Raw genomic sequence first — 23,447 nt, forward strand, 5'->3', positions numbered from 1 at the left:
TACCGGTGCGTACCCGGAATGCGCGTTTCCCGGAATGCCGTAATTTTTATTGACGTCTTTGCGCGGGAACAATCTGGAGAAAAACATTTTCAGAGTTTGTGGCCGAATTGCGCGCAATCGGCTTCGGTTCACGATACGCAAAGCTTCGGTCGGCAACGCGCTGAAATATCCCACAGTGGAACCGATAACGCTACGAGTCCACCGTCCTACGAGACACGAGACTTCGCATGTCTGTTAACTGACCGCGCGAGCATCTACGGGGATGCGTGCTACGGGAGCCGAGCGGGTCTAGAGCCGCGCGACGCAGACGACGAAATGCCGTTGCTGGTAGACGATTCCGCTGTCGGCCGAGCCGCAGGCGTTGACGTCGACGGTATTCTGCTTGATGTCGATCACCCGGACCGCGCCAGGGGCGGGGGCCGCGCAATCCAGTCGCTTGGGATTGCCGGGGGTCAGTTCCATGCAACCGCCGACCACCCAGTCGATGTCCAGGCACAGCGCGGCCTGCGCCGCCCCGTGCAGGGTTTCGTTGTAGGTGTGGTCGGCGTCGGTGGGGCACGCGGCGTTGGCGGGCGCCTTCTCGATGACCTTGTAGACGGAGTTGGGGCTGCCACAAGCGGTTTTGTCGATCCCGCCCGCGCCGCCGAGCTGCACGCAGTCGCCGATGCTCACCTGCATGCTGGTGGCGCTCTTGTTCGACGCGCCACGCATCGCCGAGGTGGTCGGAAGGGGCTCGGTAGTGGTCGGCAGTTCCTCGGTCGTCGGCGGAGGTGTCGATGTGGTTGGTGCGGTGGCGGTCTGGGCGGCTGCGGCCGGCTCCTCGGCGGGGCCGGACATCGATAGCGCGGCGACGACCACGAGGGTGGCCGCCAGTCCGGTCCCGACCATGAAGGCGGCCAGGGTGATACCGGCGCGGACACGTTGGCGCGACACGTACGTCCTCCAGAGCTGTGAACCCTTCGACCCACCTAGCGACTCGAAGTTGTGAATCTTGCGGATTGAAGACCACGCCATGCTTACACTACGCGGCACGTCCGCGTCGAGTTTTGCTTCCCAGGCATAGCGATCCGCCCTGGGAATTCACCTGCGTGCGTGGATCCGAAGCCATAGTGATCACAATTGGATAACGAACCGCTCGATCGCGTGTGCCGACCGCCAGATCTGGAAACAAGTCACGGGCGCTGTACAGTCACACGCCATCCGGCCTCCGGAGCCGGTGTCTCGGTGAGAAGGAATTCCAGAATGAAGTTCGGCACTATTGCCGCCATTACGCTCGGTGCGGTTGCCGCAGTGGGCATCACGGCGGGGGCCGCGAACGCGCAACCCGTAGAACCGGATCGAGAGATCACGACAGCAGGTGTCGAACAGGGGGTGGACTACCGCACCACGGTCTCGCGCGAGACCGGGGCCATCAGCACCGCCGTCGAGCACGGCACCTTCGCGGTGGTCGATGACGGCACCAAGATCAAGCTGACCTCCGACACCGGAGCCGTGGTCGCCGAAGTGCCGCTGACCTTCCAGGTTTCCGGCGGCAAGCTCTCGGTGGCGCACGAAATCTCCGACAGCGGACGGCGTCTCGCGCTCACCCCGAAGGCGGACGCCAAGGAGATCGGCGAGATGCAGCCGATCAGCTCGATGAACCGGCTCATCGCCGAACTGAACCAGAACGTTGTCGGCGTGGTCGGCGGCGCGCTGCTCGGCGGACTGCTCGGGGCCCTGATCGGCCTGGGCTTCTTCAGCATCATCACCGGCCCGATCGGCTTGGTCGTCGGCGCGATCGCGGGCGGAGCCATCCAGGGCGGGCAGCCGTTCATGGACGCGCTGATGGCGGTCGTCAACGGCGAACCCTGATCGGTAACCGCGGATCGGGTGTGGCAGGCGCACCGCAGCGCGCCTGCCACACCCGGGCCGGGGTGTCGATCGCCGTGATGTCCGACGAGGGAGAGGGAGTTCCCCCCGGCGGAACGGCCACGGTTGATACGCGGAACAAAGAGAACGCGCGAACGCCGGATATCACTGGACGCGTGCTATCGCGCGGGTACTGCGAACGATCAGCGCTCGGCGGAACCGGACTCGCCGTCGCGGTGCTGGCGAGATAGTCGCCAGAGGAACTCCGGGTCGTCGTCGGGTCCGATGACGCGCTTGCGCTGTGGTGAACGGGTCTGCGGGGCAGTGGGTCCAGTCCGCTCGGGGCCGAACGCCTTCCAGCACAACACCGCTATTGCCACCACCGCGATGAGTGCCAACAGGTACGTCACGTCGCTCACCTCCTGATTACGAGGGTAGCCGCGGACGTGACTCCCGCACACCGCAGACGCAGAAAATGATCTGCGGGCGAGCGCGGACCCGAGCACGACGGGCCCGCGTGCCCTGCGATCAGCGTGCGGTCGCCTCGGTGGTCAGAGACTTGAGCAGCTGGAGTACTTCCGATTCGCGAAACCGGCGATGTCCGCCCGGTGTGCGCAGCGACCCGAGGCGCCCGGCGTGGGCCCAGCGCGTCACGGTCTTGGGGTCGACGTGGAACAGGGCAGCAACCTGGCCCGGAGTCAGCAGGGTGTCCTGGCCGCCGACGGTGATCGCAGTCATAGCAAACCTCTCCGTTCTCGACAGTTCCCTCATCAGATGGCGCCATCGTCGCACTGAAACCCCTAGGTACTCGAACCACCTACAGTTGGTAAAGGGGAGGTAATAGACAAATCGGATGTGCGCCCCACCCCCGGCATTGGGCGTGCACCGGGGGCGGGCAACAGCTTCGCATAGGCTGAGGGATGTGCGTGACGCAACTCCACCAAAAGGTGCTTCCGGACAGCAAACGGCTGGCGCAGGTCGTCGGCTGGCCCGCAATCTGGCCCTCTACACCGTCGCCAGGTTGGGTCTCGTGGTAGTGCTGACCGCGGTGATCGTGCTGGCCGCGCGACTGGTGTCGGTGGACATTCCGTTGGTGGTCGCGGCCCTGTTCGCGCTCATCATTGCGATGCCGCTGTCGCTGGCCCTGTTCAAGCAGCTGCGGGCCAAGGTCAACGAGGACATCGCCGTGGTCGACGAGCGCAGGCGCCGCGACAAGGCCGAGCTACGGGCGCGGTTGCGCGGCGACGAGCCGCCCACCCCGCCGGAGCCGGGGACGTCTTCGTGAAGTCCTGCGATCACACCGCACCGCGCGACTGGGTCGACAACGCGGTGCGGTTGATCGACGCCGACGCCCAGCGCAGCGCGGACACCCACTTGCTGCGCTACCCGCTACCCGCCGGGTGGAACGTCCAGCTCTACCTCAAGGACGAGTCCACGCACATCACCGGAAGCCTCAAGCACCGCCTGGCCCGCTCGCTGTTCCTGTACGCCATCTGCAACGGCTGGGTCACCGAGGGGACGACCGTGGTGGAGGCGTCCTCCGGTTCGACCGCGGTCAGCGAGGCCTACTTCGCGAAGCTGCTCGGCTTGGACTTCGTGGCGGTGATGCCCGCGAGCACCTCCCCGCAGAAGATCGCGCTGATCGAGGCGCAGGGCGGTCGCTGCCATTTCGTGCGGCGCCCGCCGGACATGTACACCGAGGCGGCGCGGTTGGCGGCCGAATGCGGCGGTCACTACATGGACCAGTTCACCCACGCCGAGCGCGCCACCGACTGGCGTGGCAACAACAACATCGCCGAGTCGATCTTCCAGCAGATGGCGTTGGAGGCCAATCCGGTGCCGGAATGGATCGTGGTCGGCGCGGGTACGGGCGGCACCAGCGCCACGATCGGCCGCTACATCCGGTATCGCAGGCATGCGACGAAGCTGGCCGTGGTCGATCCGGAGAACTCCGCTTTCTACGGCGGTTACGAGACCCGGGACGCGGGCTACCAGACCGGAATGTCCTCACGGATCGAAGGCATCGGGCGCCCGAGGGTCGAGCCCTCGTTCGTCGGCCAAGTGGTGGACCGCATGTTCGAGGTGCCCGACGCGGCGTCCATCGCGGCGGCCAGGTTCGCCAGCACGCGGCTGGGCCGCCGGGTCGGCGGATCGACCGGGACCAACCTGTGGGGCGTGTTCGCCCTGATCGCCGAGATGCTCGCCGAAGGGCGCGGCGGCAGCGTCGTCACCCTGCTGTGTGACGGCGGCGACCGTTATGCCGGAACGTATTTCGACGACGCGTGGGTCGCGTCCCATGGGCTGGATCTCGCCGAGCCCACCGCGGTCCTGGAGAAGTTCGTGGCGACCGGAATCTGGGACGCCTGATCGGTTCAGGGCTCGCCTGAGCGCGACGCTTTCGTGTTCGCCCAGCGTGGAATCGGGCTCTGCTATGCCATCGCATGTCAATTTTTGTTGACATCGCGCGCGAGCGTCAATAAAAATTGACGACATGACAGAAGCAACCACCCTGGCGGCCGCCGCGGGCAGCCCCGATCCCAAGGTCGGGCTGCGCGCGGTGCTCGCGCTACGCAGGCTGCTCGAACGTCTCGAAGCGATCCAGGTGGCCAACGCCCGTGCCCAGGGCTGGTCCTGGCAGGCGATCGCGGAAGCGCTCGAGGTGAGCAAGCAGGCGGTCCATCAGAAGTACAACCGGAAAGGCAGGAGCCGCTGATGTTCGAACGATTCAGCAGGTCGGCGCGCACGGCGATCGTCGTCGCCCAGGAGGACGCGCGCGAACTCCGAGCGTCGAATATCGAGGTCGAACACGTGTTGCTCGGATTGCTCGGCCAAGCCGAGCCGGAATTGGCGGCGTTGCTCGCGGAAGCGGGACTCACGCGCGAGGGCGTGCGCCGCGCGCTGGCCGAGCAGGGCAACGGGGTTCCCCTCGGACCCGAGGACGCCGAGGCATTGCGGTCCATCGGCATCGATCTGGACGCCGTCCGGGAGTCACTGGAAGCGCATTTCGGCGAGGACGCGCTCGACCGGGCCGCACCGGATCCGCGACGTGGGTCGTTCCCGTGGGGTCGCGGCGGGTACTACGGGCACATCCCGTTCACCAGGGAAGCGAAGAAAGTGCTCGAGCTCTCCCTGCGGGAGGCGCTCGGCCGCAAGGACAAGAGCATCGAATCCGGGCACATGCTGCTCGGCATCCTGCGCGCCCCCAACGAGACGACAGTGCGCCTGTTCGGCGGGCCCACCGTGATCAAGGAGTTGCGCCCCAAGGTGCACGCTCTGCTCGACCGTGCGGCCTGAGCCCGCGGACATGCGCAGGCGGAGTTCATGTCTTCCAGCGGCGCATGTCCGCACCCTGGGCCTAGCATTGGGCCATGCAGCTCGTGATTCGGTTGATCATCAACGCGGTGGCCATCTGGCTGGCCGCCTTCTGGGTCGACAAGATCGACATCCTCGCTCCCGAAGGCGGCAACGGCGCCAAGATCGCGGTCGTCCTCGCGGTGGCCGCGGTGTTCACGGTGGTGAACGCGCTGGTCAAGCCGATCGTGAAGTTGCTGTCACTACCGCTGGTGATCGTGACGCTCGGCCTGTTCCTGCTCGTGATCAACGCGTTCATGCTGTGGCTGACCGCCGAGATCACCGAAGCGTTCAGCCATTACGGCCTGCGCGTCGAAGGTTTCTGGGCCGCGGTGATCGGAGGCATCATCGTCTCGATCGTGAACTGGGTGCTCGGCATCCTGGTGCCGGACGAGGACTAGTTCGCCACGCCGCTCGTGCGGAACTCGTCACCGGGCCGCGTCGGCCGGTCGGCGCGCTAGCCCAGCCCGACCGCGAGCGCGGTGACCGCCGACCAGACCAGCAGGGCCAGTCCGGAATCGCGCAGCGCGGGAATCAGTTCCAGGCCGCCCTTGCCGCCGCGCACCGGCGCGTTGGCGCGCACCGCGAGCGGGATCGCGATCAACCCGGCCAGTGCCCACGGTGTGCGGGCGACCAGTGCCAACGTCACGAGGAACGGCACGGCGAGCAATGCGAGGTGCAGCGTGCGAGTGCGTGGGTCGCCGAGTTTCACCGCCAGCGTGACCTTCCCGGATTCGGTGTCGGTGGGAATGTCGCGCAGGTTGTTCGCGACGAGCACGGCGCTGGAGAACGCGCCCACCGCGACCGCGAGCAGCGCGCCCACCCAGTCGATCCGGTCCGCCTGCACGAACTGGGTGCCGAGCACCGCGACCAGGCCGAAGAAGACGAACACCGCCACTTCGCCGAATCCGCTGTAGCCGTACGGGTTGCTGCCACCGGTGTAGTACCAGGCACCCGCCAGGCAGGCCGCGCCGATGAGCAGCAGCCACCACGCGCTGGTGAACACCAGCACCAGGCCGAAGACCGCGCCGATGACCAGGCTGACGATCGCGGCGGTCTTCACCGCGCCGGGCGAGGCAAGCTTCTGCCCGACCAGGCGCAACGGGCCGACCCGGACGTCGTCGGTGCCGCGCACGCCGTCGGAGTAGTCGTTGGCGTAGTTCACGCCGATGATCAGCGCCAGCGAAACGAGCAGCGCGAGAATCGCTTTCCACCACACCGCACCGTCGAGGGACGCGGCGGCTCCGGTTCCGGCGAGCACCGGTGCGATCGCGTTCGGCAGGGTGCGGGGTCGCGCGCCTTCGATCCATTGCGCTGCAGTAGCCATGTCCGCAGCATAATGGGCGCATTCGGACACGGTCCGCCCTCAGCTCGCGTGCGGCGATCAGGCCGTTTCGGTCGTCGCCGCCTGCTGCAACCGCGCGAGCCCCTTTTCGAAGTCCCGGCCGACGAATTTGTCCATCGGGATGAACCTGCCGATGACGCCCATCAGGCCGGTCTGCCTGCCGGTCATCCGCCAAGTCACTTCGGTGCCGGTCTCGACCGGCTCCAGAATGAAGGTCACCATGTTGGTCGCCTTCATCGGCTTCAGGAAATCCAGGCGAACGCCGATCTCGCGGTCGGCGCTGCCGATGATCTCCATGCTGCCCGCGCCGGCCTTGCGGTTGCCGCTCCAGGCGTAGCGCGCGCCGACACCGGAGTCCGCGCCGGAATAACTGCGCTGCAGCTGCGGGTCGAGGTCCTCCCACGGCGACCACTCGACCCACTTGTGGAAATCGTTGATCAGCCTGTGCACACGCGCGGGCTCGGCCGTGACCACGGCCGATCGGACCACCTCGAACTCAGCCATGGGGGCCAGACTATGCCACCGACCGCTCACAGTCCCGGCAAAGAAATCGTGTCGGCCCCGTCGGGTCCGCTCGCCTACGATGACCGCGGGATGTTTCCGGAGCGCAGCGGCCCGCACGGCCATAGTCGAGCAGTGACGACGCCCGCAGGCGAATCGGTCGTGGTGGCCCTGCTGGGCGAGGTCGCGCTGCGCCGTGACGGCCTGCTGACGCCGCTGCCCGGCGCGCGTTCCCGGCTGCTGCTCACCGCCCTCGCGCTGCGACCCGGCCGCAGCCGCGGCGCGCACGCCCTGATCGAGGATGTCTGGGGCGAACAGCCGCCGCGGTCGCCGATGAACGCGCTGCACACCCAGGTCTCCCGGCTGCGGTCGGCGCTGCCGGAGGGCGCGCTGGAAATCGGCCCGGCGGGCTATCGGTTGACGCTCGCCGCCGAGCGAGTCGATTTGTCCTCGGTAGGCGAGCGCGTCACGCGGGCGCGCGAACTGCACGCCGCGGGTGACCTTTCCGGATGCCTGGCCCAGATCGCGAGCGCGCGGGCGCTGTGGCGCGGGGATCCCGGCGCCGACCTGCCACCGGGCGACCTCGCCGACGAGTTACGCCACGCGGCCGGGCGGCGAAGCGCCGAACTCGATGAGCTCGAACTCGCCGCACGCGAGGGCGGCGGTGACATCGACGGCGCCTTGGACCTGGCTCGGCTGCGCGCCGCCGCGGACCCGTTGGACGAGCCCGCGCAGCTGACCCTGATGCGTCTGCTCGCCGCCTCGGGACGGAGCAACGAGGCGCTGGAATCGTTCGCCGTCTTCCGTTCGCGATTGGCCGACCAGCTCGGCGCCGATCCCGGACCGGCGCTTTCCGCGGCGCACACGGCGATCCTGCGCGGAGAGCCGATCGGGCCTACCGCGCCGCCGCGTGCCCCGACGCCGGTGGCGAGCGCGGGATACCGAACCGGTTTCCCGGCCACTTCCACGCCCTCGGCCGAAGCGGCCCCGGAACCGCAACCCGCCGCGATGGGTCTGCGCGCCGCCCCGAACGCGCTGCTCGGCCGGACGGACGATCTCGCCGCGCTCACCGATCTGCTGGACGACTCCAGGGTGGTGACCGTGCTCGGCCCTGGCGGAGCGGGCAAGACCAGGGTCGCGAACGAGCTCGGTGCGCGAGTGGCGCGCACCCGCCCGGTGGCGCTGGTGGAACTGGCCTCGGTCCGCGCCGAAGGAGGCGACGCCAGGGTCGAGATCGAGGCGGCGATCGCCGCGGTGCTCGGGCTCAGCGAGGTCACCTTCGACACGGCGGCGCTGCGCTCCGGGCAGACGATCGATCTGCGCAGGCGGTTGCGCGACGCGGTGTCGGCGCGCTCGATGCTGCTGATCCTGGACAACTGCGAGCATCTGGTCGACGCGGTCGCCGTGGTGGTCGCCGACCTGATCGGCGTCGCGCCACGGCTCACCGTGCTCACCACGAGCCGATCGCCGCTGACGATCACCGCGGAGACCGTGTATCCGTTGCCGCCGCTGACCATCGATCCGGCGGGCTCACCCGCCACCGAGCTGTTCGCCGCCCGTGCCAGGGCCGTGCGCCCGGCGGTCCGGCTGGACCCCGAGATCGTCGCCCAGCTCTGCCACACGCTCGACGGGCTGCCGCTGGCCATCGAACTGGCCGCCGCCCGAGTCCGGGCGATGAGCGTCGAGGAGATCAACGAGCGATTGGCCGATCGGTTCGCGCTGCTGCGCCACGGCGATCGCAGTTCGCCCGAACGGCATCGCACGCTGCACGCGGTGATCGACTGGAGCTGGAACCTGCTCGATACCGAACAGCAAGCGACACTGCGCCGGTTGTGCCGATTCCCGGCCGGTTTCACGCTCTCGGCCGCCGAGGCGGTCGCGGGGGGAGCCGACGTGGCTGATGTCGCCGCGGCCGTCGACGGTCTGGTCAACCAATCGCTGCTCACCGTGCTGGACGACGAGCTGCTCGGCACCCGCTATCGCATGCTGGAGACGGTGCGGGAATTCGGTGAAGAGCAGCTGGCCGCCACGGCGGGGGAGCCGGACGCGGTCGACACCCGGATGATGCGGTGGGCCAAGGACTACGCCGACGACGCGGCGAGCCGGTATATGACCGGCGATCAGGTTCACCTCGCCCTCTCCGTGGCGGCGGAGCTGGACAACTTGCTCGCCGCGCTGCGTTGTGGCATCGAACGACGGGACGCGGCGACGGCCTACACGGTGTTCCCGGTCGTCGCCACGCTGTGGGTGATCCGCGGATCGCATATGGAAGTGATCGCCTGGGCCCAGCGGGTCATCGAATTGGAGCCGGCCGACTTCGGCCGGGAAGGCCCGCGTCCGGACCTCGTGCTCGTCACCTACCAGATGACGTTCCTGCATCTCGCTTACACCAATGGCAGCGCCAGGGAGATCGCCGTGCTGCGCCTGCGCGTGCGCCGATTGCTTCGTCGCTCCGTCGAACTCAGCGAGAACAACCGATTCATCGCCCGGGTGGTGCTCACCAGAGCCGACACACGCGGACTCAGCAGGCTGCTCGCGGAGGCGGCGCGATCGGCCGATCCGGAGACCAAGGGCACGGCGCTGTTGTTGCGGGCCAATATCCGGGAAAACCTCGGCGACGTACGCGGCTCCACCATCGATGCGATGAAGGCGCTGGAGGTGCTCGGACACGAGAACGTCTGGAGCGTGGCCATGGTGAGCAGGCACCTCGGACAGGTCTGTGGACAGATCGCCCAGTACGCCGAATCGGTAACCTATTACCGCCGCTCGCTCGACTTGCTGCAGCGGCTCGGCGCCTACGAGGACACGGTGGAGATCCGCAGCCTGCTGGTGGCTTCGCTGGTTGGTGTCGGCGATCTGGAGCAGGCCCGGCGGGAACTCGACCTCGCGCTGGGCACGCCGGACCTGGACACCTCGTCTCTCGGACAGAATCGGCTGCTGTCCACGGTGATGCAGAGTGCCGCGGAAGTAGCGTTCGCGACGGGGGACACCGCAGGCGGTTTCGCGCGATACGAGCGGGCACTGGAGCTGTTCGGCTGGCCGGACCAGGCGCTCGGTCCAGGGCCCGGCGCCCTGATGCTCGCCGCGGCGGCGCTCGCCGCGCAGGTACTGCACGGCGGCGTCGGCTCGAGCGCGGTCCTGGCCGCGCAGCTGGCCGAGCTCACCGTGCCGATGATGAACCAGTACCGGGACCTGCCGCAGATCGGCGGTGTCGCCTGCGCGGTCGGGTCGTATCTCATCGCCGTCGACCGCGAGGTCGGCACGGGCCTCGACTTGTTGGTGCTGGCGCCGAACGTCTTCTGCCGTCAGGATTTCCCCTCCATGCGCTGGCAACGGCACCTGGACGCGGCGATCGCGAAGCTCGGTGCCGACCAGGTCGCGCAAGCCCGCCGCCGCCTCGGCCACCTGCGCCGCGGTGAATCCGCCGACCGCATCATGCGAATGCTCCACAGCCTGAATCCCGCGCACTGACGACCTTCGCTGACGTCATTCGTTCTTCGCAGACGCTCCGGCGGGCACGAGGGATTCCGGTGTCGTACGAAATACGGCGAAAGCAGGCCGGGTGACAGTCGTCACCCGGCCTACTCATGTGTGAAGAGGGCTCACGCCCGCCGCATGTAAGCCTTGACCGTGAGCGGTGCGAAGATCGCGATGACGACCACCGCGCCGACCAACGACCAGGCCAGGTCGCCGCCGAAACCGGCGCCGTTCATCAATCCGCGGCACGCGTTCACCATGTAGTACACGGGGTTCACGTGATTGAGCCCCTGCATCCAGCCCGGCATCGTGCTCACCATGGCGAAGGCGCCGGACATGAAGGTCAGCGGGAACATGATCATCATCGAGATGCCCTGCACGCCCGCCGCGCTCTTGCCGGTGACCCCGACCAGCGCCCAGATCCAGCTGATCGCGAACGAGCAGACCACGATGACCAGACCCGCCGCGACCACGCCGAGTACACCGCCCTCCGGGCGATAGCCGATGGCGACGCCGACGACGATGGTGAGCACGGTCGCGATGACGTAGCGCACCATGTCGGCCAGCAGCGCGCCCGCCAGCGCCGAGATGCGGGCGATGGGCAGGGACTTGAACCGGTCGAAGACGCCCTTGTCCATGTCCTCACGCAGCTGGGTGCCGGTGACCACCGAGGTGAGCACCACGGTCTGCACCAGGATGCCGGGGATCAGGACCGGCAGATAGTCGTGCACGCTGCCGCCGATCGCGCCGCCGAAGATGTAGGCGAACAAGGCGGTGAACAGGATCGGCTGGATCGTCACGTCGAACAGCTGCTCGGGCTTGTGCTTGATCTTCAGCAGGCCGCGGTAGGCCATGGTGAACGAGTTCGATACCGCCTGGCCCAGCGGAACGTGGTTGCTGACTTCGGGAATCTTCGTCGGCGCGGCATGGCGCGCCTCGGTCGTGGTGATGGTGGTCATGCTGGGTTCCTTATCGGCGTGCGCGGGCGCTTCGTGGTCGCGCAGGCTGCCGCCTGCGGGCCGGGCGTTCACGCCGCGCTCTTCTCGGACTCGTCGGTGGTGTCGTCGGCGGGGTGGCCGGTGATGGTGAGGAAGACCTCGTCCAGGCTCGGCTTGGTCACGGTGATCTCGTCGACGCCGATCTCCCGCTCGCGCAGGCGGATCAGCAGATCGGCGGTGACGCCCGCGTCGGTCAACGGCGCGGTGAGCCGCCCCGCCTCCGGGGTGATCTGCGCTTCGACGCCGAGGAAATCGCCGATGATGTGGCGCGCCTCATCGAGCCTGCCGCGATCGACCAAGGTCAGATGCAGGCTGGAGCCGCCAACGGAGGCCTTCAGTTCGTCGGCCGTGCCATCGGCGATCACTTTGCCGTGGTCGATCACCGCGATCCGGTCGGCCAGCTGGTCGGCCTCGTCCAGATACTGGGTGGTGAGCAGCACCGTCGCGCCTTCGCGGACGAGGCGGCGGATGGTCTCCCACATCTGGGCGCGGGTGCGCGGGTCGAGGCCGGTGGTCGGTTCGTCGAGGAACAGCAGCGGCGGCGTCGCGATCAGGCTGGCCGCCAGATCGAGCCTGCGCCGCATGCCGCCGGAGAAGTTCCGCAGCGGCTTGTTCGCCGCCTCGGTGAGATCGAACTCCTCCAGCAGGTCGGCGGCTTTGCGCCGGGCATCGATGCTGCTGAGCCCGAGCAGGCGGGAGAAGACGATCAAGTTCTCGGTGGCGGTCAGGTCCTCGTCGACGGAGGCGTACTGGCCCGTGACGCCGATGAGCGAGCGGACCGCCGTCGGCTCCGCCACCACGTCGTGGCCAAAGATGCGGCCGCGGCCGCCGTCCGGTCGCAGCAGGGTCGCGAGCATGCGGATGGTCGTGGTCTTGCCAGCGCCGTTCGGACCGAGCACGCCGTACACCGAGCCGTGCGGCACCGCCAGGCTCACCCCATCGACGGCACGCTGTTCCCCGAACACCTTGACCAGGCCGTCCGCCTCGACGGCGAGCGCTGAAGTTGGTGCGAAAGAAGTCATGTGGACAACTGTGGACACCGAGACTTGCACGGCTCTTGCACGGCGCTGTCGCATGACGCGCCGGGAGCGGGGCAGCGCGCTGCCCCGCTGTCGTCAGTGGGTCGAGTCGGCCAAGAGGTATTCGCGGACTTTGGCGCGGTCGGGCTTCCCGGGGCCGCGCAGGGGGAACTCGTCGAGAACGGCGAGTTCGCGGGGAGCGGCGATGGAGTCCAGTTCGTCGGCGACATATTCGCGCAGCTCGGCCAAGTCGGGGGTAGCGCCGGGCGCGGGGATCACGGCGACGGCGACGCGCTGGCCGAGGCGTTCGTCCGGCAGGCCGACGACGACCACCTCGCTGATCGTGGGGTGGTTGATCAGCACGGCCTCGACCACCTGCGGGATCACCAGCAGGCCGCCGGTGGTGATCGCCTCGTCGAGCCGTCCGGTGATGCTCAGCAAGCCGTTGTCGAAGGTGCCCGCGTCCTCGGTGCGGAACCAGCCCGGTTCGGCGAAGGCGGGATGGTCGGGCTGATTGCGGTAGCCCGTGGCGATCATGGCGCCGCCCAGCACCACCCGGCCGTCTTCGATCCGGACCTTCGTGCCCTCCAGCGGCACGCCGTCGTATACGCAGCCGCCGCAGGTCTCGCTCATGCCATAGGTGCGCACCACGGTGATGCCCGCGGCTCGCGCGCGCTCGTAGACCGGCAGCGGAGTGGCCGCGCCGCCCACCAGCACGCCGTCGAGCTCGGCCAGCGCGGTGGTGGCCACCGGCGACTCGAGCGCCTTGATCAGCTGGGTCGGGACCAGGGATGTGTAGCGCCGTTCACCGCGCATACCCGTGATCGCGCCGGCCAGTGCCTCGGGCAGGAATCCGCCGGACACGTCCAGCACGGTGGGTTCGGTCCCCGCCAGGATGCTGCGCAGCAGCACCTGGATACCGGCGATGTGATGGGTGGGCAGGGCCAGCAACCAGTTGCCGGGCCCGCCGAGCCGGTCGTGTGTGGCGGTGCCGCTCGCGCGCAGGGCCGCCGAACTCAGCATCGCGCCCTTCGGCACGCCCGTGGTGCCGGAGGTGGTCACCACCAGAGCGACTTCCTCCTCGATCGGCTCGCCGGGGGAGAGGGCGTCGCTCAAGCGTCTCGACTCGCGTCGATCGCTGTTGGGAACGGGCAGCCACGCGGCCCCGCTACCTTCCAGCGCCGCCCGCAGATGGGGCATGACATCGCCGAGACCGGACCCGGTGGGCATCGGCAAGGTGCGCAGTGTCTTACTCATGCCATGCCTCGCCGCTCGCCGGGCTCGGTCGTGCCCAGAGCCGCTGTCCCCATGGCTCGCTCGCTGCACTCCCTCACGGTAGGGATCGTGTCATGCCCGCGTAACCGCGTGCGGAACGGGTCGGTATGCCGGAGTGGCGCACCCGCGGCGCGGTCACCCGGTCGGATCGGGGCTCAAGTACGACAGACATCGAGACTGCGATTCACTCGGTCGGACGGGACACGGACACAGCCGGCCCGGACGTCGGCGGTCGGGTGGCCGTCCGAGCGTTATCGTCCTCGCCGGTTCTCGCGTTGGCAACTCGGTGGCGCCCGCCGAACTACCGATCCGAACCGTTGCTACGACGGCGACCAGCGGGAATCCCGCCTGATCGGATGCGACGGCGGGACCTCCACCAGAACGACCGGGACGCCGTCGGGATCGTGCACCCACATCTCGTGCAAGCCCCACGGCTCCTCGACCGGGGCGCGGTCGATCGCGATGCCCTTCAGCGCCAGTTCCACGGCGGCGGCGGACACGTCGCGCACCTGGAGCCAGATGGCGCCCTCGAACGACGACGATTCCCCCGACCCCCCGTGCGCGGCCACCTCGATCAGCGACTGGCCCGCGAAGAAGACGGTGCCGCCCGGATATTCCCGCGCGATGGCCAGCTCCAGGCCGTCCCGGTAGAACGCGAGCGTGGCCTGGTAATCGGCGGGCCGCAGGATGATCCGGCTGCTGAGGATGTCCATGTCAGAAGTACCAGGGGTAGGGAGTCCAGTCCGGCTCGCGTTTCTGCAGGAACGCGTCGCGGCCCTCGACGGCTTCGTCGGTCATGTAGGCCATCCTGGTCGCCTCACCCGCGAAGAGTTGCTGGCCGACCAGACCGTCGTCCAGCAAATTGAACGCGTACTTCAGCATGCGCTGCGCCTGCGGGGATTTGCCGTTGATGTCGGCGGTCCACTCCAGCGCGACGTCCTCCAGTTCGGCGTGGTCGACGACCTTGTTCACCGCGCCCATCTGGTGCATTTCCTCGGCGGTGTAGGGGCGGCCGAGGAAGAAGATCTCGCGGGCGAACTTCTGCCCGACCATCTTGGCCAGGTAGGCGCTGCCGTAGCCGCCGTCGAAGCTGCCCACATCGGCGTCGGTCTGCTTGAAGCGGGCGTGCTCGCGGCTGGCCAGGGTGAGGTCGCAGACCACGTGCAGGCTGTGACCCCCGCCCGCGGCCCACCCGTTCACCAGGGCGATCACCACCTTCGGCATGAAACGGATCAACCGCTGCACCTCCAGGATGTGCAGGCGGCCCGCGCGGGCCTGGTCGACCGTGTCCGCGGTGTCACCGCTGGCGTACTGGTATCCGCTGCGGCCGCGGATGCGCTGGTCACCGCCGGAGCAGAACGCCCAGCCGCCGTCCTTGGGGCTGGGGCCGTTGCCGGTGAGCAGCACCGCGCCGACGTCCGAGGTCATCCGCGCGTGGTCGAGCGCCCGGAAGAGTTCGTCGACCGTGTGCGGGCGGAACGCATTGCGCACCTCCGGCCGGTCGAACGCCACACGCACGGTGCCCTGCTCGATGTGCCGGTGATAGGTGATGTCGGTCAGGTTCTCGAATCCCGGAACGGGACGCCACAGCTTCGGATTGAACGTCACCCGGGCAATGCTAGGTCGCGCCGCGCCCGAAAGGCGTGAGCGGGCAGGGGGATCTCGATTTGACGGTGTAAAAATACGCGTTACCGTGCAGGTTATGAGCGAGCAAGTGAAACCGGTTATCGACCGGAGCGCGGTGGACGGGTCCCGGTACGAGAAGCACGGCGGATTTCCGAAGGTCACCCCCGCGCGGGTCGGACCGAACTTCGGCGGATTCGTGGAAGCCATGCGGACGTTGCAGGATCTCGCCGTGTCCGTGGACGCGCCCGACGACGTGTTCGCGGCCGCGCAGGCCAAGGCCCGCGAGCTGATCGATCTGCTGGAGCCCTACCGCGCGCCCGAGTTGCAGGGACCGGCAGGCCGCGCCGTCGAACTGCCGGGCCGGGGAAGCCTCCTGCTGCTGCCGTGGCAGGTGGTCGAGGCGGGGCCGGACGGCATCGAGATGACGGGTGTGTTCCGCCGTTTCCATCTCGGCGGCAACGGCGCCGCGCACGGCGGTGTGCTGCCGCTGCTGTTCGACGATCTGCTCGGCATGATCGTGCACTACGCCGGACGGCCGATCAGCCGCACCGCGTACCTTCATGTGAACTACCGCAAGATCACTCCGCTGGAAACACGACTGACGGTTCGCGGACGGGTCGATCGGATCGAAGGGCGCAAAACTTTCATCGCCGCCGAATTGCTCGATGAGCAGGGCGATCTGCTCGCCGACTGCGAAGGTCTGATGGTGGAGTTGCTGCCGTGGCAGCCGTAGCCGGGTGAATGCTGGCGCGGGTGCGTATAGTTGCCCTCGCTCGTTCATCGATATCGATCCGGAGGAACCTGAAAGTGGTTGCAGCACTGTCTGAATCCCTGCTCGACGACGCGAAGCGCCCGGCTTTCCTTGCCGACGCCGTCGAGGTTCTCGATGCCGAGGTCTCGGACAAGGGTGGTGCGTCCGGCCTGGCTGTGAAGGGTGGCTACGCGGCGGTGAAGAAGATCAGCCCGTCCATCGTGCCCGATGCGCTGGAGTCGTTGGCGCCCAAGTTCGTCGCGCAGCTGGAGCCGTTCTGGCAGGAGTACGCGGCGTCGGGCTCCGGCAAGTTCGCCGATCTGCTCGTCGCCAAGTCGGACGAGGTCGCCGAGGCGTTGCTCGCCGTCACCGACGCTCGGGCCGAATCCTCCACTCGCCCGGCCCTGAAGAAGGTCTACTCCTCGATGCGTTCCTCGGCGAAGAAGAACGTCATCGAGGCGCTGCCGCGCGTGGGCGACCTGATCCAGAAGCACGCTCAGTAGTTTTTGCCAGCGCCTGCGGCGCTGGGTGTTCGCGGCCTCTTCATGGCTCGCGCCCGAGCGACCACCGCCTGCGACTTCGTCGCGTACGCGGCGGCCACTCGGACGCGAGCCGGGCTGTGTTGGTTTGCCAGCGCCTGCGGCGCTGGGTGTTCGCGGCCCCTTCATGGCTCGCGTCCGAGCGACCGCCGCTTGCTCCTTCGTCGCCTACGCGACGGCCACTCGGACACGAGCCGGGCCGCGAACGGAACATGCTCGGTCTCGCTTCGCTCGAAACCGGGAGCTGAGCGGTGTTGTCGAGTGAGAAGGCAGGGCTGCGAATTGAGTCCTGCCTTGTAACGGTCGCGTCCGAGTGATTACTTGTGTCCCTGTGGTTTGCGGACCTGGTCGGTGCTCGGAGGTGTTTGGTCAGCTCCTGCAAGCCGCAGTGGTGCGGTCCCTTCTTGGAACGCGACCGAACACCTACCAATAGCGACCTCTCTGCGCACGGTCGAATGTCCGCCGACAGATCATGCTCGGTTTCGATTCGCTCGAGACGCGGAGCGGGGCCGGCGTGGTCGAGTAAATAGGCGGGGCGCTCTCTGAGCCCTGCTTCGGAGGGGTCGCGTCCGCCTGATTTCTGCCGGCCCTGTCATTAGGAGTAGTCGCTGCTCGGGCGTGAGCTGGGCGGTGCTGCATAGTGCCTGCCGAGCCGAGTGTTGCGGGCCCCTCTTTGCAGCGCGACCCAGCACCTAGCGAGAGCGACCTCCTGCGGCATGCTCGGACGTCGGCCGAGCCGCGCGGGCTCGTCGGCCCCTCGGGAGCGAAACCCCCCGTCGCGTCCCGGAGGCAGTGTCCGAGGACACAGTGTGATTGCGAGCCTCCCGGCAGCGACTTCTAGTTGTCTGTCTGCCAGTCTGGAGACGTGAACCCGTCAACAGCACAAGCGCAGGTCGTCGTCGACGAACTCGTGCGCGGGGGTGTGCGGGATGTCGTCCTGTGCCCCGGCTCCCGGAACGCTCCGCTGGCCTTCGCCCTCCAGGCTGCCGACGCGGCGGGGCGGCTGCGGCTGCACATGCGGATCGACGAGCGAACGGCGGGCTTCCTGGCCGTCGGGCTCGCGATCGCGAGCGGGCACCCGGTCCCGGTCGTGATGACCTCGGGTACCGCGGTGGCCAACCTCGGGCCTGCCGTGCTGGAGGCGAACTACGCCCGTGTCCCGCTGGTGGTGCTCAGCGCCAATCGGCCCTATGAACTGCTCGGCTCCGGAGCCAACCAGACCGTCGAACAGCTCGGCCTGTTCGGCAGCCAGGTCCGCGCCACCATCTCGCTCGGTCTGGCGGAGGAGGAGGCCGGGGACGCCGACCACCCGCCCTACGGCCAGCAGAACAGCCAGTGGCGTTCGGCGGTGTGCCGGGTACTTGCGGCGGCGCGCGGCACCCGCTCCGGCAACGCGGGCCCGGTGCACTTCGATGTCCCGCTGCGGGAGCCGCTGGTCCCCGATCTGGCGCCGGGGGAGTCGGCTCCCACGGGTCGCGCGGGCGAGTGCGCGTGGACCGAGACCCAGTACGCCACCCTGGACGTGCCGCTCGATCTCGACCTCACACCGGACACGGTGGTGATCTCCGGACACGGGGCCGGGTTGCGCCCGGAGCTGGCGGATCTGCCGACAGTCGCCGAGCCCACCGCCCCCATGCACGGGCCCGCGCTGCATCCGCTGGTGCTGTCGCTGCTGCGGCCGAAGCAGGCGATCATCACCGGCCGCCCGACCCTGCACCGGCAGGTCTCGAAGGTGCTCGCCGATCCGGACGTCCGGGTCTACGCGCTCACCACGGGTCCGCGCTGGCCCGACGTGTCCGGCAACGTGGTCGGTACCGGCACGCGCGCGGTCATCAGCGGCGCCCCCAGCGCGCGATGGCTGGAGCACTGTCGTGAACTGAACGCGAAAGCCGACCAGGTGGTGCGCGCCGAACTCGCGCGGCATCCGAAACCCACCGGGCTGCACGTCGCCGCGGTCGTGATGGACGCGCTGCGGGACGGCGACCAACTGCTGCTCGGCGCCTCGAACCCGGTGCGGGACGCCGCACTGGTGTCGCATCCGCGGCCCGGGATCAAGGTGCTGTCGAATCGCGGCGTGGCCGGGATCGACGGCACGGTCTCCACCGCGGTGGGCGCCGCCCTGCACCACGAGGGACGCACCATCGCGCTGATCGGCGACCTGACCTTCCTGCACGACGCGTCCGGTCTGCTGATCGGCCCCGGCGAACCGCGACCGGCGGACTTGACCATCGTGGTGGCCAACGACGACGGCGGCGGCATCTTCGAGCTGCTCGAGCAGGGCGACCCGCAGTACGCGGGCGTGTTCGAACGGGTCTTCGGCACCCCGCACGGCATGGATCTCGCCGCCTTGTGCGCCGCCTATCGCATCCCGCACCGGCAGGTGGACCCGCAACAGCTGGCCGTCGAGCTGACCGGGCACGCCCATGGCACGCGGGTGCTCGAGGTCGCCACCGAGCGGTCCAGCCTGCGGGAACTGCACGCGACGGTGCGGGCGAAGATCCAGCCCTGAGCCGGACGGTCAGAAGCCGAATTCGTCCTCGGGGTCGTCGTCCATCGGAACCACGATGGACTGCTCGAGCACATCCGCCGGATTCGCCTCCAAGACGTCGCGCTCGGGAATCGCCCGTCCGACGGCGTCATCCTGCTCCGGCAGGTCGTCGGCGACCACCGGCTCCTCCGGATACGCCGGGACGGACTGCTCGGCGAGATCCGCCTCCGGGACCGCGTCGGCAAGGGGATCTGACATCGTGCGCTCCTCTCCGCGTAGGGCGTCTCGATGGGCATACCCGTCGCGGGATGCCGCAATCGAGGCGGACGATCGACTCCGACTGCATCGAGGATGCCCGTGGTCGGGACGGACGGCAAGCATTTTCGCCTCAGCGTTGTCGCTCTTCGTCGACCCGCGCCGCAGTGGCATCGGCGGGGTGCTCGACCAGTGCGAGCGTGCGCCCGGCCATGAACCGCGCGGTCCGCACCGCCGTCCCCGATCGCGTCACTTCGCTGACTTCGACCACGCCACGCGCGATCCTGACCTCGACCCGCCGCCCCGCCCGAGTAGCCGCGATCTCGTAACTGCGAGATCCGTCGCCGACGTCGACGACGATCTCCACCCGATCACCCTTCATCTACCAATTATCCGCTTTTCCAGCGCATTTCGCCGCTACGAGTGCGTAACGGCGGTACCTTGCGCGCCGGTCGAGACGGCCCGGCGCCGCGCGGTTACCGAGCGGGCCTGCGCGGTCCGACTCCGACCCTGCGTGCCGCGCGGCCCATGAGGCGCGACATTCCGGCCGGAAAGGAATCCGGTTCGGGAACCGTCACCGGGCGGATCCGGCCATTGTGGATCGCGGTTATCCGCCAGCCCTCGGAGGTGCGTACCAGCACCAGCGTCTGGCGCGATCGCCTGCGCTCGGGTAGCCGCGATCGCCACGGCATCAATACCGACGCCGTGCCGTGCAGGATCGCCACGTCCGGGGTGACGAAGCGAATCGACTCCAGGTCGCCGACCAGTGCGGAGCCTGCCAGCACGCCTCGGAAGAGCTTGTCGTGATTGCGCTGGTGCTCCGCTCGGCCGATCGCGCGGGTGCCGTCATAGGACACGTAGTCGGAGTCGGCGGTGAAATGGCCGGCGTAGGCCTCGGCGTCGTTGTCGGTCCAGGCCTGCATGAGGTCGCGGAACAGCGTGCGGATCTCGGCGTCGTCGATGTCGGTGTCGTGCATGGCAGCGTCCTTGTGCGTGTTATTATTTCGATGAACGAAAGATACGATAACAGAAAGTTTCGAATGTCGAAAGAAACCCTTATCGGTGCCATCGGCACGCAGTTGCGACTGCTCCAGCAGAGCTTCGACGTCTTCGACGAGGCGGTCGCCGCGCACCTGGGCATGAACCGCACCGATCTTCGCTGCCTCGATGTGGTGCTCGGCCGTGGCCCGCTGCCCGCGGGGGAATTGAGTGCGGCGGTGCGACTCAGCCCCGCGGCCACCACCGCGGTGATCGATCGACTGGAGCGGGCGGGATTCGTCACACGCGGTCAGGATTCGGCCAATCGGCGCCGTGTGCTGGTAACCGCCACTGCCGCCGCGCACGACGTGGCGGAGCGGATCTTCGAGCCGGTCGGCAGGGCGGGTGCGCGGGCTCTCGGTCGCTACGACCCCGACCAGCTCTCGCTGATTCTCGACTTCCTGCACACGGCCTTGGATGTGCATCGCGCACAGACCGACCGCATCGCATCGCGGAGCTGACCGGAGCGCTACTTCCTGCGGTGTTCGACTTCGACCGATGAGTTCGGCCCGGCTGGGGCGTCTGCATGGATGAACCTGTCCCCGGCTCAGGAGATTCGATGAATCCGGAATTCGATTTCGAACCCGCCGCTGTCGCGCTGTCGTCCGTGGTCGGCGGCATCACCGACGACCAGCTCGCGGCGCCGACGCCGTGCGCCGGCACCACGGTGCGTGATCTGCTCGCGCACGTGCTCGATCTGACCGAGGCGTTTCGTCGAGCGGCCACCAAGGAGGCCGTCGGTGGCTCGGTCGCGCCGACTCCGCCGGTGGATCGCGCGTTGCCCGAGGATTGGCGCGAGCGCGTTCCGGCCCAGCTCGATGCCCTGGTGGCAGCATGGCGGGAGCCCGGGGCCTGGGATGGCGTGACCGAGGCGGGCAGAGTGAGCGAACCGGCCCCGGTGATGGCCAGGATCGCCCTGGACGAGGTGGTGGTGCACGGCTGGGATCTCGCGAAGGCCACGGGGCAGCCCTTCGCCTGCGACGACGGGCATTTGGCGATCCTGCTGGACATGCTGCGCGAGACCCCGGCCGAAGGGGTGCCCGGTCTGTTCGGACCGGTGGTGCCGGTCGCCCCCGATGCGCCGGCCTTGACGCGAATGCTCGCTTACACCGGTCGCCGCGCCGAGTGGACCGCGGACGCCAGGGGAGTGGTGCTCGGCTAGCCGCGCGGCGGAGCGGGGGTTACGAAAGTGCCGGCGATCACGGCATCGACCGCGGCGTGCGCGGCGGTATCCGCGGCGGCGTCGTCGATCGGGTCGCCGCTGGCGAGCAGCCGGTAGTAGAGCGGGGCCGACACCGCGGACAGCACCGCGCGTGCGTCGGTGCGCTCCGGCGCTTCGCCGCGCGCGACGGCGGCCGCTACGCACGCCGACCACTCGGTGAGCCGCACGTCGTAGAAGCGGCGCAGAGCGGTCGCGGCGGACTCGTCGCAGGTGGCGGCGGCGATCACGGCGCGGAAGAGCTCGCCTTGGCGGGGATCGGACAGCGTTTTCGCGACCAAGCGGGCGTTGGCGGTGAGATCTCCGAGTAGCGAGCCGGTGTCGGCGTGCGGCAGCGACTGCTCGGCCATGTCGGTCAGCAGGTCGGCGATCAGGCCGGTGGGCGTGCGCCAGCGGCGGTAGACGGTGGTCTTGCCGACCTCGGCGCGCGCCGCGACCTCGCCGAGGTCGAGGTGGGCGAACCCGTGTTCGGCCAGCAGGTCGCCCGCCGCTCGCAAGACGGCGGCGCGGACCCGCGCGGTCCGCCCACCGGGTCGAACCGATCCGGGTGTGGCCTCTTCCGGCTCCATAACGGCACTCCAGTTTCATTTATCGGCGAACGGGTGTACCGTCCGAAGCGTTAATGGAACTATAGACCCTTTAGGAGGGCGGTCCGGTGAACGTTCGGATGGTCGACACGCAGATGGAGTACCGGCGGCTCGGCGCATCGGGTCTCCACGTCCCCGCCTTGAGCTTCGGCGCGGGCACTTTCGGCGGCCGGGGTGAACTGTTCGGCGCGTGGGGCGACACCGATGCCGAACAGGCGCGGCGGCTGGTCGACATCAGCTTGGACGCGGGCGTGAACATGTTCGACACCGCCGACGTCTACTCCGACGGCGCCTCGGAGGAGGTGCTGGGCGCGGCCGTCCAGGGCAGGCGTGATCGGGTGCTGCTGTCCACCAAGGCGACGCTGCCGACCGGCCCCGGCCCGGCGGACGCCGGTTCCGGCCGGGCCAGGCTGATCGGTGCGGTGGAGGCGTCGCTGCGCAGGCTGGGCACGGACTACATCGATCTGTTCCAGTTGCACGCCTTCGACGCGGGCACGCCGGTGGAGGAAGTCGTCGCGGCCCTCGACGATCTGGTGCGCGCGGGCAAGATCCGCTACGTCGGCGCGTCGAACTTCGCGGGCTGGCAGCTGATGAAATCCCTTGCCGCGGCGGATCGCAACGGACTGACCAGGTACGTCGCGCACCAGGTCTACTACTCGCTGGTCGGGCGGGACTACGAGTGGGAACTGATGCCGCTCGGCCGCGACCAAGGTGTCGGCGCGGTGGTCTGGAGTCCCCTCGGCTGGGGCAGGCTCACCGGCAAGATCCGACGCGGCCAACCGCTTCCGGAAGGCAGTCGCCTGCACCGGACCGCCGAGGCCGGTCCGCCGGTGGACGAGGAGAAGCTCTACGACGTGGTCGACATCCTCGACGAGCTGGCCGCCGAAACCGGCAAGACGGTGCCGCAGATCGCCCTCAACTGGCTGCTGCGCCGCCCCACCGTCGCCACCGTCATCGTCGGCGCCCGCAACGAGGAGCAGCTACGCCAGAACCTCGGCGCGATCGGCTGGGAACTCGACGCCGACCAGATCGCCCGCCTGGACAAAGCAAGCGCCACCACCCCGCCCTACCCCTACTACCCGTACTACCGCCTCCCCGACTTCACCCGCCTGAACCCACCCGCGGTGTGA

General features: G+C 68.6%; 27 protein-coding genes. 13 read left to right on the forward strand and 14 right to left on the reverse strand.

The features are described from left to right. Window positions 1-288 precede the first annotated feature (288 nt). Window positions 289-933: a hypothetical protein gene (locus ABZ420_RS29950; RefSeq protein ID WP_357129671.1), complete on the reverse strand. Its 645-nt coding sequence runs from the start codon at window positions 931-933 to the stop codon at window positions 289-291. 309 nt (window positions 934-1,242) lie between these two features. Here ABZ420_RS29950 and ABZ420_RS29955 point away from each other — a divergent pair, with 309 nt between their 5' ends. Further along, on the forward strand, window positions 1,243-1,851 hold the full coding sequence (locus ABZ420_RS29955) for a hypothetical protein (protein WP_357129674.1): 609 nt from the start codon (window positions 1,243-1,245) through the stop codon (window positions 1,849-1,851). Between the two features lie 200 nt (window positions 1,852-2,051). Here ABZ420_RS29955 and ABZ420_RS29960 read toward each other — a convergent pair whose 3' ends face one another. Beyond that, window positions 2,052-2,258: a hypothetical protein gene (locus ABZ420_RS29960; protein WP_043733248.1), complete on the reverse strand. Its 207-nt coding sequence runs from the start codon at window positions 2,256-2,258 to the stop codon at window positions 2,052-2,054. Between the two features lie 118 nt (window positions 2,259-2,376). Next, the gene (locus ABZ420_RS29965) at window positions 2,377-2,586 is read right to left on the reverse strand and encodes a BldC family transcriptional regulator (protein ID WP_040783886.1); all 210 of its coding nucleotides are present in this window, start codon (window positions 2,584-2,586) and stop codon (window positions 2,377-2,379) included. Between the two features lie 184 nt (window positions 2,587-2,770). Between ABZ420_RS29965 and ABZ420_RS29970 the strand changes: the two genes are divergently transcribed. The 5 genes from ABZ420_RS29970 (at window position 2,771) to ABZ420_RS29990 (ending at window position 5,600) form a co-directional block, all read left to right on the forward strand. Continuing rightward, window positions 2,771-3,133 (forward strand): DUF4229 domain-containing protein, encoded by a 363-nt coding sequence (locus ABZ420_RS29970; RefSeq protein ID WP_357129677.1) that lies wholly within the window; start codon window positions 2,771-2,773, stop codon window positions 3,131-3,133. After that, a complete protein-coding gene (locus ABZ420_RS29975) occupies window positions 3,130-4,215 on the forward strand; it encodes a PLP-dependent cysteine synthase family protein (protein WP_357129680.1) in 1,086 nt (361 codons plus the stop codon). The genes ABZ420_RS29970 and ABZ420_RS29975 overlap by 4 nt, the downstream gene beginning before the upstream one ends. Window positions 4,216-4,339: 124 nt before the next feature. Then, window positions 4,340-4,561 carry a helix-turn-helix domain-containing protein gene (locus ABZ420_RS29980; protein ID WP_040870358.1) on the forward strand — a complete coding sequence of 74 codons (222 nt, stop codon included), beginning with the start codon at window positions 4,340-4,342 and terminating at the stop codon, window positions 4,559-4,561. Continuing rightward, window positions 4,561-5,142, forward strand: a complete 582-nt coding sequence (locus tag ABZ420_RS29985; protein WP_357129683.1) for a Clp protease N-terminal domain-containing protein — start codon at window positions 4,561-4,563, stop codon at window positions 5,140-5,142. The genes ABZ420_RS29980 and ABZ420_RS29985 overlap by 1 nt, the downstream gene beginning before the upstream one ends. Before the next feature lie 74 nt (window positions 5,143-5,216). After that, a complete protein-coding gene (locus ABZ420_RS29990) occupies window positions 5,217-5,600 on the forward strand; it encodes a phage holin family protein (RefSeq protein WP_357034457.1) in 384 nt (127 codons plus the stop codon). 56 nt (window positions 5,601-5,656) lie between these two features. Here ABZ420_RS29990 and ABZ420_RS29995 read toward each other — a convergent pair whose 3' ends face one another. Together ABZ420_RS29995 and ABZ420_RS30000 are read right to left on the reverse strand one after the other, a co-directional pair. Continuing rightward, window positions 5,657-6,526, reverse strand: coding sequence for a 1,4-dihydroxy-2-naphthoate polyprenyltransferase (locus tag ABZ420_RS29995; protein WP_357129687.1), 870 nt, complete (start codon window positions 6,524-6,526; stop codon window positions 5,657-5,659). Window positions 6,527-6,583: 57 nt separating this feature from the next. Next, window positions 6,584-7,048: an SRPBCC family protein gene (locus ABZ420_RS30000; RefSeq protein ID WP_357129690.1), complete on the reverse strand. Its 465-nt coding sequence runs from the start codon at window positions 7,046-7,048 to the stop codon at window positions 6,584-6,586. A 132-nt stretch (window positions 7,049-7,180) separates the two neighbouring features. On the opposite strand from ABZ420_RS30000, the gene ABZ420_RS30005 reads away from it, so the two are divergent. Then, a complete protein-coding gene (locus ABZ420_RS30005; protein ID WP_357129693.1) occupies window positions 7,181-10,516 on the forward strand; it encodes a BTAD domain-containing putative transcriptional regulator in 3,336 nt (1,111 codons plus the stop codon). Between the two features lie 131 nt (window positions 10,517-10,647). Here the strand turns inward: ABZ420_RS30005 and ABZ420_RS30010 are convergent, their stop codons facing one another. The 5 genes from ABZ420_RS30010 to ABZ420_RS30030 all read right to left on the reverse strand — a co-directional run bounded on the left by ABZ420_RS30010 (window position 10,648) and on the right by ABZ420_RS30030 (window position 15,422). Continuing rightward, complete coding sequence (locus ABZ420_RS30010; RefSeq protein WP_357129783.1) at window positions 10,648-11,481, reverse strand: ABC transporter permease; 834 nt, start codon at window positions 11,479-11,481, stop codon at window positions 10,648-10,650. Window positions 11,482-11,549: 68 nt separating this feature from the next. Then, on the reverse strand, window positions 11,550-12,542 hold the full coding sequence (locus ABZ420_RS30015; protein ID WP_357129696.1) for an ATP-binding cassette domain-containing protein: 993 nt from the start codon (window positions 12,540-12,542) through the stop codon (window positions 11,550-11,552). 93 nt (window positions 12,543-12,635) lie between these two features. Then, window positions 12,636-13,796, reverse strand: a complete 1,161-nt coding sequence (gene menE / locus ABZ420_RS30020) for an o-succinylbenzoate--CoA ligase (protein WP_357129699.1) — start codon at window positions 13,794-13,796, stop codon at window positions 12,636-12,638. Window positions 13,797-14,134: 338 nt separating this feature from the next. Beyond that, on the reverse strand, window positions 14,135-14,527 hold the full coding sequence (locus tag ABZ420_RS30025; protein WP_357129702.1) for a VOC family protein: 393 nt from the start codon (window positions 14,525-14,527) through the stop codon (window positions 14,135-14,137). A gap of 1 nt (window position 14,528) precedes the next feature. Next, entirely contained in the window at window positions 14,529-15,422 is an 894-nt protein-coding gene (locus ABZ420_RS30030) for a 1,4-dihydroxy-2-naphthoyl-CoA synthase (RefSeq protein ID WP_063051615.1), read from the reverse strand. A gap of 94 nt (window positions 15,423-15,516) precedes the next feature. Between ABZ420_RS30030 and ABZ420_RS30035 the strand changes: the two genes are divergently transcribed. From ABZ420_RS30035 to menD, 3 genes are all read left to right on the forward strand, one after another. Beyond that, complete coding sequence (locus ABZ420_RS30035) at window positions 15,517-16,173, forward strand: PaaI family thioesterase (RefSeq protein WP_357129705.1); 657 nt, start codon at window positions 15,517-15,519, stop codon at window positions 16,171-16,173. Window positions 16,174-16,247: 74 nt separating this feature from the next. Beyond that, complete coding sequence (locus tag ABZ420_RS30040; RefSeq protein ID WP_357129708.1) at window positions 16,248-16,694, forward strand: hypothetical protein; 447 nt, start codon at window positions 16,248-16,250, stop codon at window positions 16,692-16,694. A 901-nt stretch (window positions 16,695-17,595) separates the two neighbouring features. Continuing rightward, window positions 17,596-19,239, forward strand: coding sequence for a 2-succinyl-5-enolpyruvyl-6-hydroxy-3-cyclohexene-1-carboxylic-acid synthase (gene menD, locus ABZ420_RS30045; protein ID WP_357129711.1), 1,644 nt, complete (start codon window positions 17,596-17,598; stop codon window positions 19,237-19,239). A 9-nt stretch (window positions 19,240-19,248) separates the two neighbouring features. Here the strand turns inward: menD and ABZ420_RS30050 are convergent, their stop codons facing one another. From ABZ420_RS30050 to ABZ420_RS30060, 3 genes are all read right to left on the reverse strand, one after another. Further along, on the reverse strand, window positions 19,249-19,476 hold the full coding sequence (locus tag ABZ420_RS30050; protein ID WP_062968262.1) for a hypothetical protein: 228 nt from the start codon (window positions 19,474-19,476) through the stop codon (window positions 19,249-19,251). A gap of 130 nt (window positions 19,477-19,606) precedes the next feature. Beyond that, window positions 19,607-19,855, reverse strand: coding sequence for a hypothetical protein (locus ABZ420_RS30055; protein WP_062968263.1), 249 nt, complete (start codon window positions 19,853-19,855; stop codon window positions 19,607-19,609). Window positions 19,856-19,949: 94 nt separating this feature from the next. Further along, the gene (locus tag ABZ420_RS30060) at window positions 19,950-20,450 is read right to left on the reverse strand and encodes an SgcJ/EcaC family oxidoreductase (protein ID WP_357129714.1); all 501 of its coding nucleotides are present in this window, start codon (window positions 20,448-20,450) and stop codon (window positions 19,950-19,952) included. A gap of 63 nt (window positions 20,451-20,513) precedes the next feature. Between ABZ420_RS30060 and ABZ420_RS30065 the strand changes: the two genes are divergently transcribed. Both ABZ420_RS30065 and ABZ420_RS30070 read left to right on the forward strand, forming a co-directional pair. Then, a complete protein-coding gene (locus ABZ420_RS30065; RefSeq protein ID WP_357129716.1) occupies window positions 20,514-20,972 on the forward strand; it encodes a MarR family transcriptional regulator in 459 nt (152 codons plus the stop codon). Between the two features lie 98 nt (window positions 20,973-21,070). Beyond that, window positions 21,071-21,673 (forward strand): TIGR03086 family metal-binding protein, encoded by a 603-nt coding sequence (locus tag ABZ420_RS30070; RefSeq protein ID WP_357129719.1) that lies wholly within the window; start codon window positions 21,071-21,073, stop codon window positions 21,671-21,673. Here ABZ420_RS30070 and ABZ420_RS30075 read toward each other — a convergent pair. After that, window positions 21,670-22,299: a TetR/AcrR family transcriptional regulator gene (locus ABZ420_RS30075; RefSeq protein WP_357129722.1), complete on the reverse strand. Its 630-nt coding sequence runs from the start codon at window positions 22,297-22,299 to the stop codon at window positions 21,670-21,672. The genes ABZ420_RS30070 and ABZ420_RS30075 overlap by 4 nt on opposite strands. A gap of 113 nt (window positions 22,300-22,412) precedes the next feature. On the opposite strand from ABZ420_RS30075, the gene ABZ420_RS30080 reads away from it, so the two are divergent. After that, window positions 22,413-23,447, forward strand: coding sequence for an aldo/keto reductase (locus ABZ420_RS30080; protein WP_357129786.1), 1,035 nt, complete (start codon window positions 22,413-22,415; stop codon window positions 23,445-23,447).

This window comes from Nocardia sp. NPDC005745, from assembly GCF_040630775.1.
Classification (GTDB): domain Bacteria; phylum Actinomycetota; class Actinomycetes; order Mycobacteriales; family Mycobacteriaceae; genus Nocardia.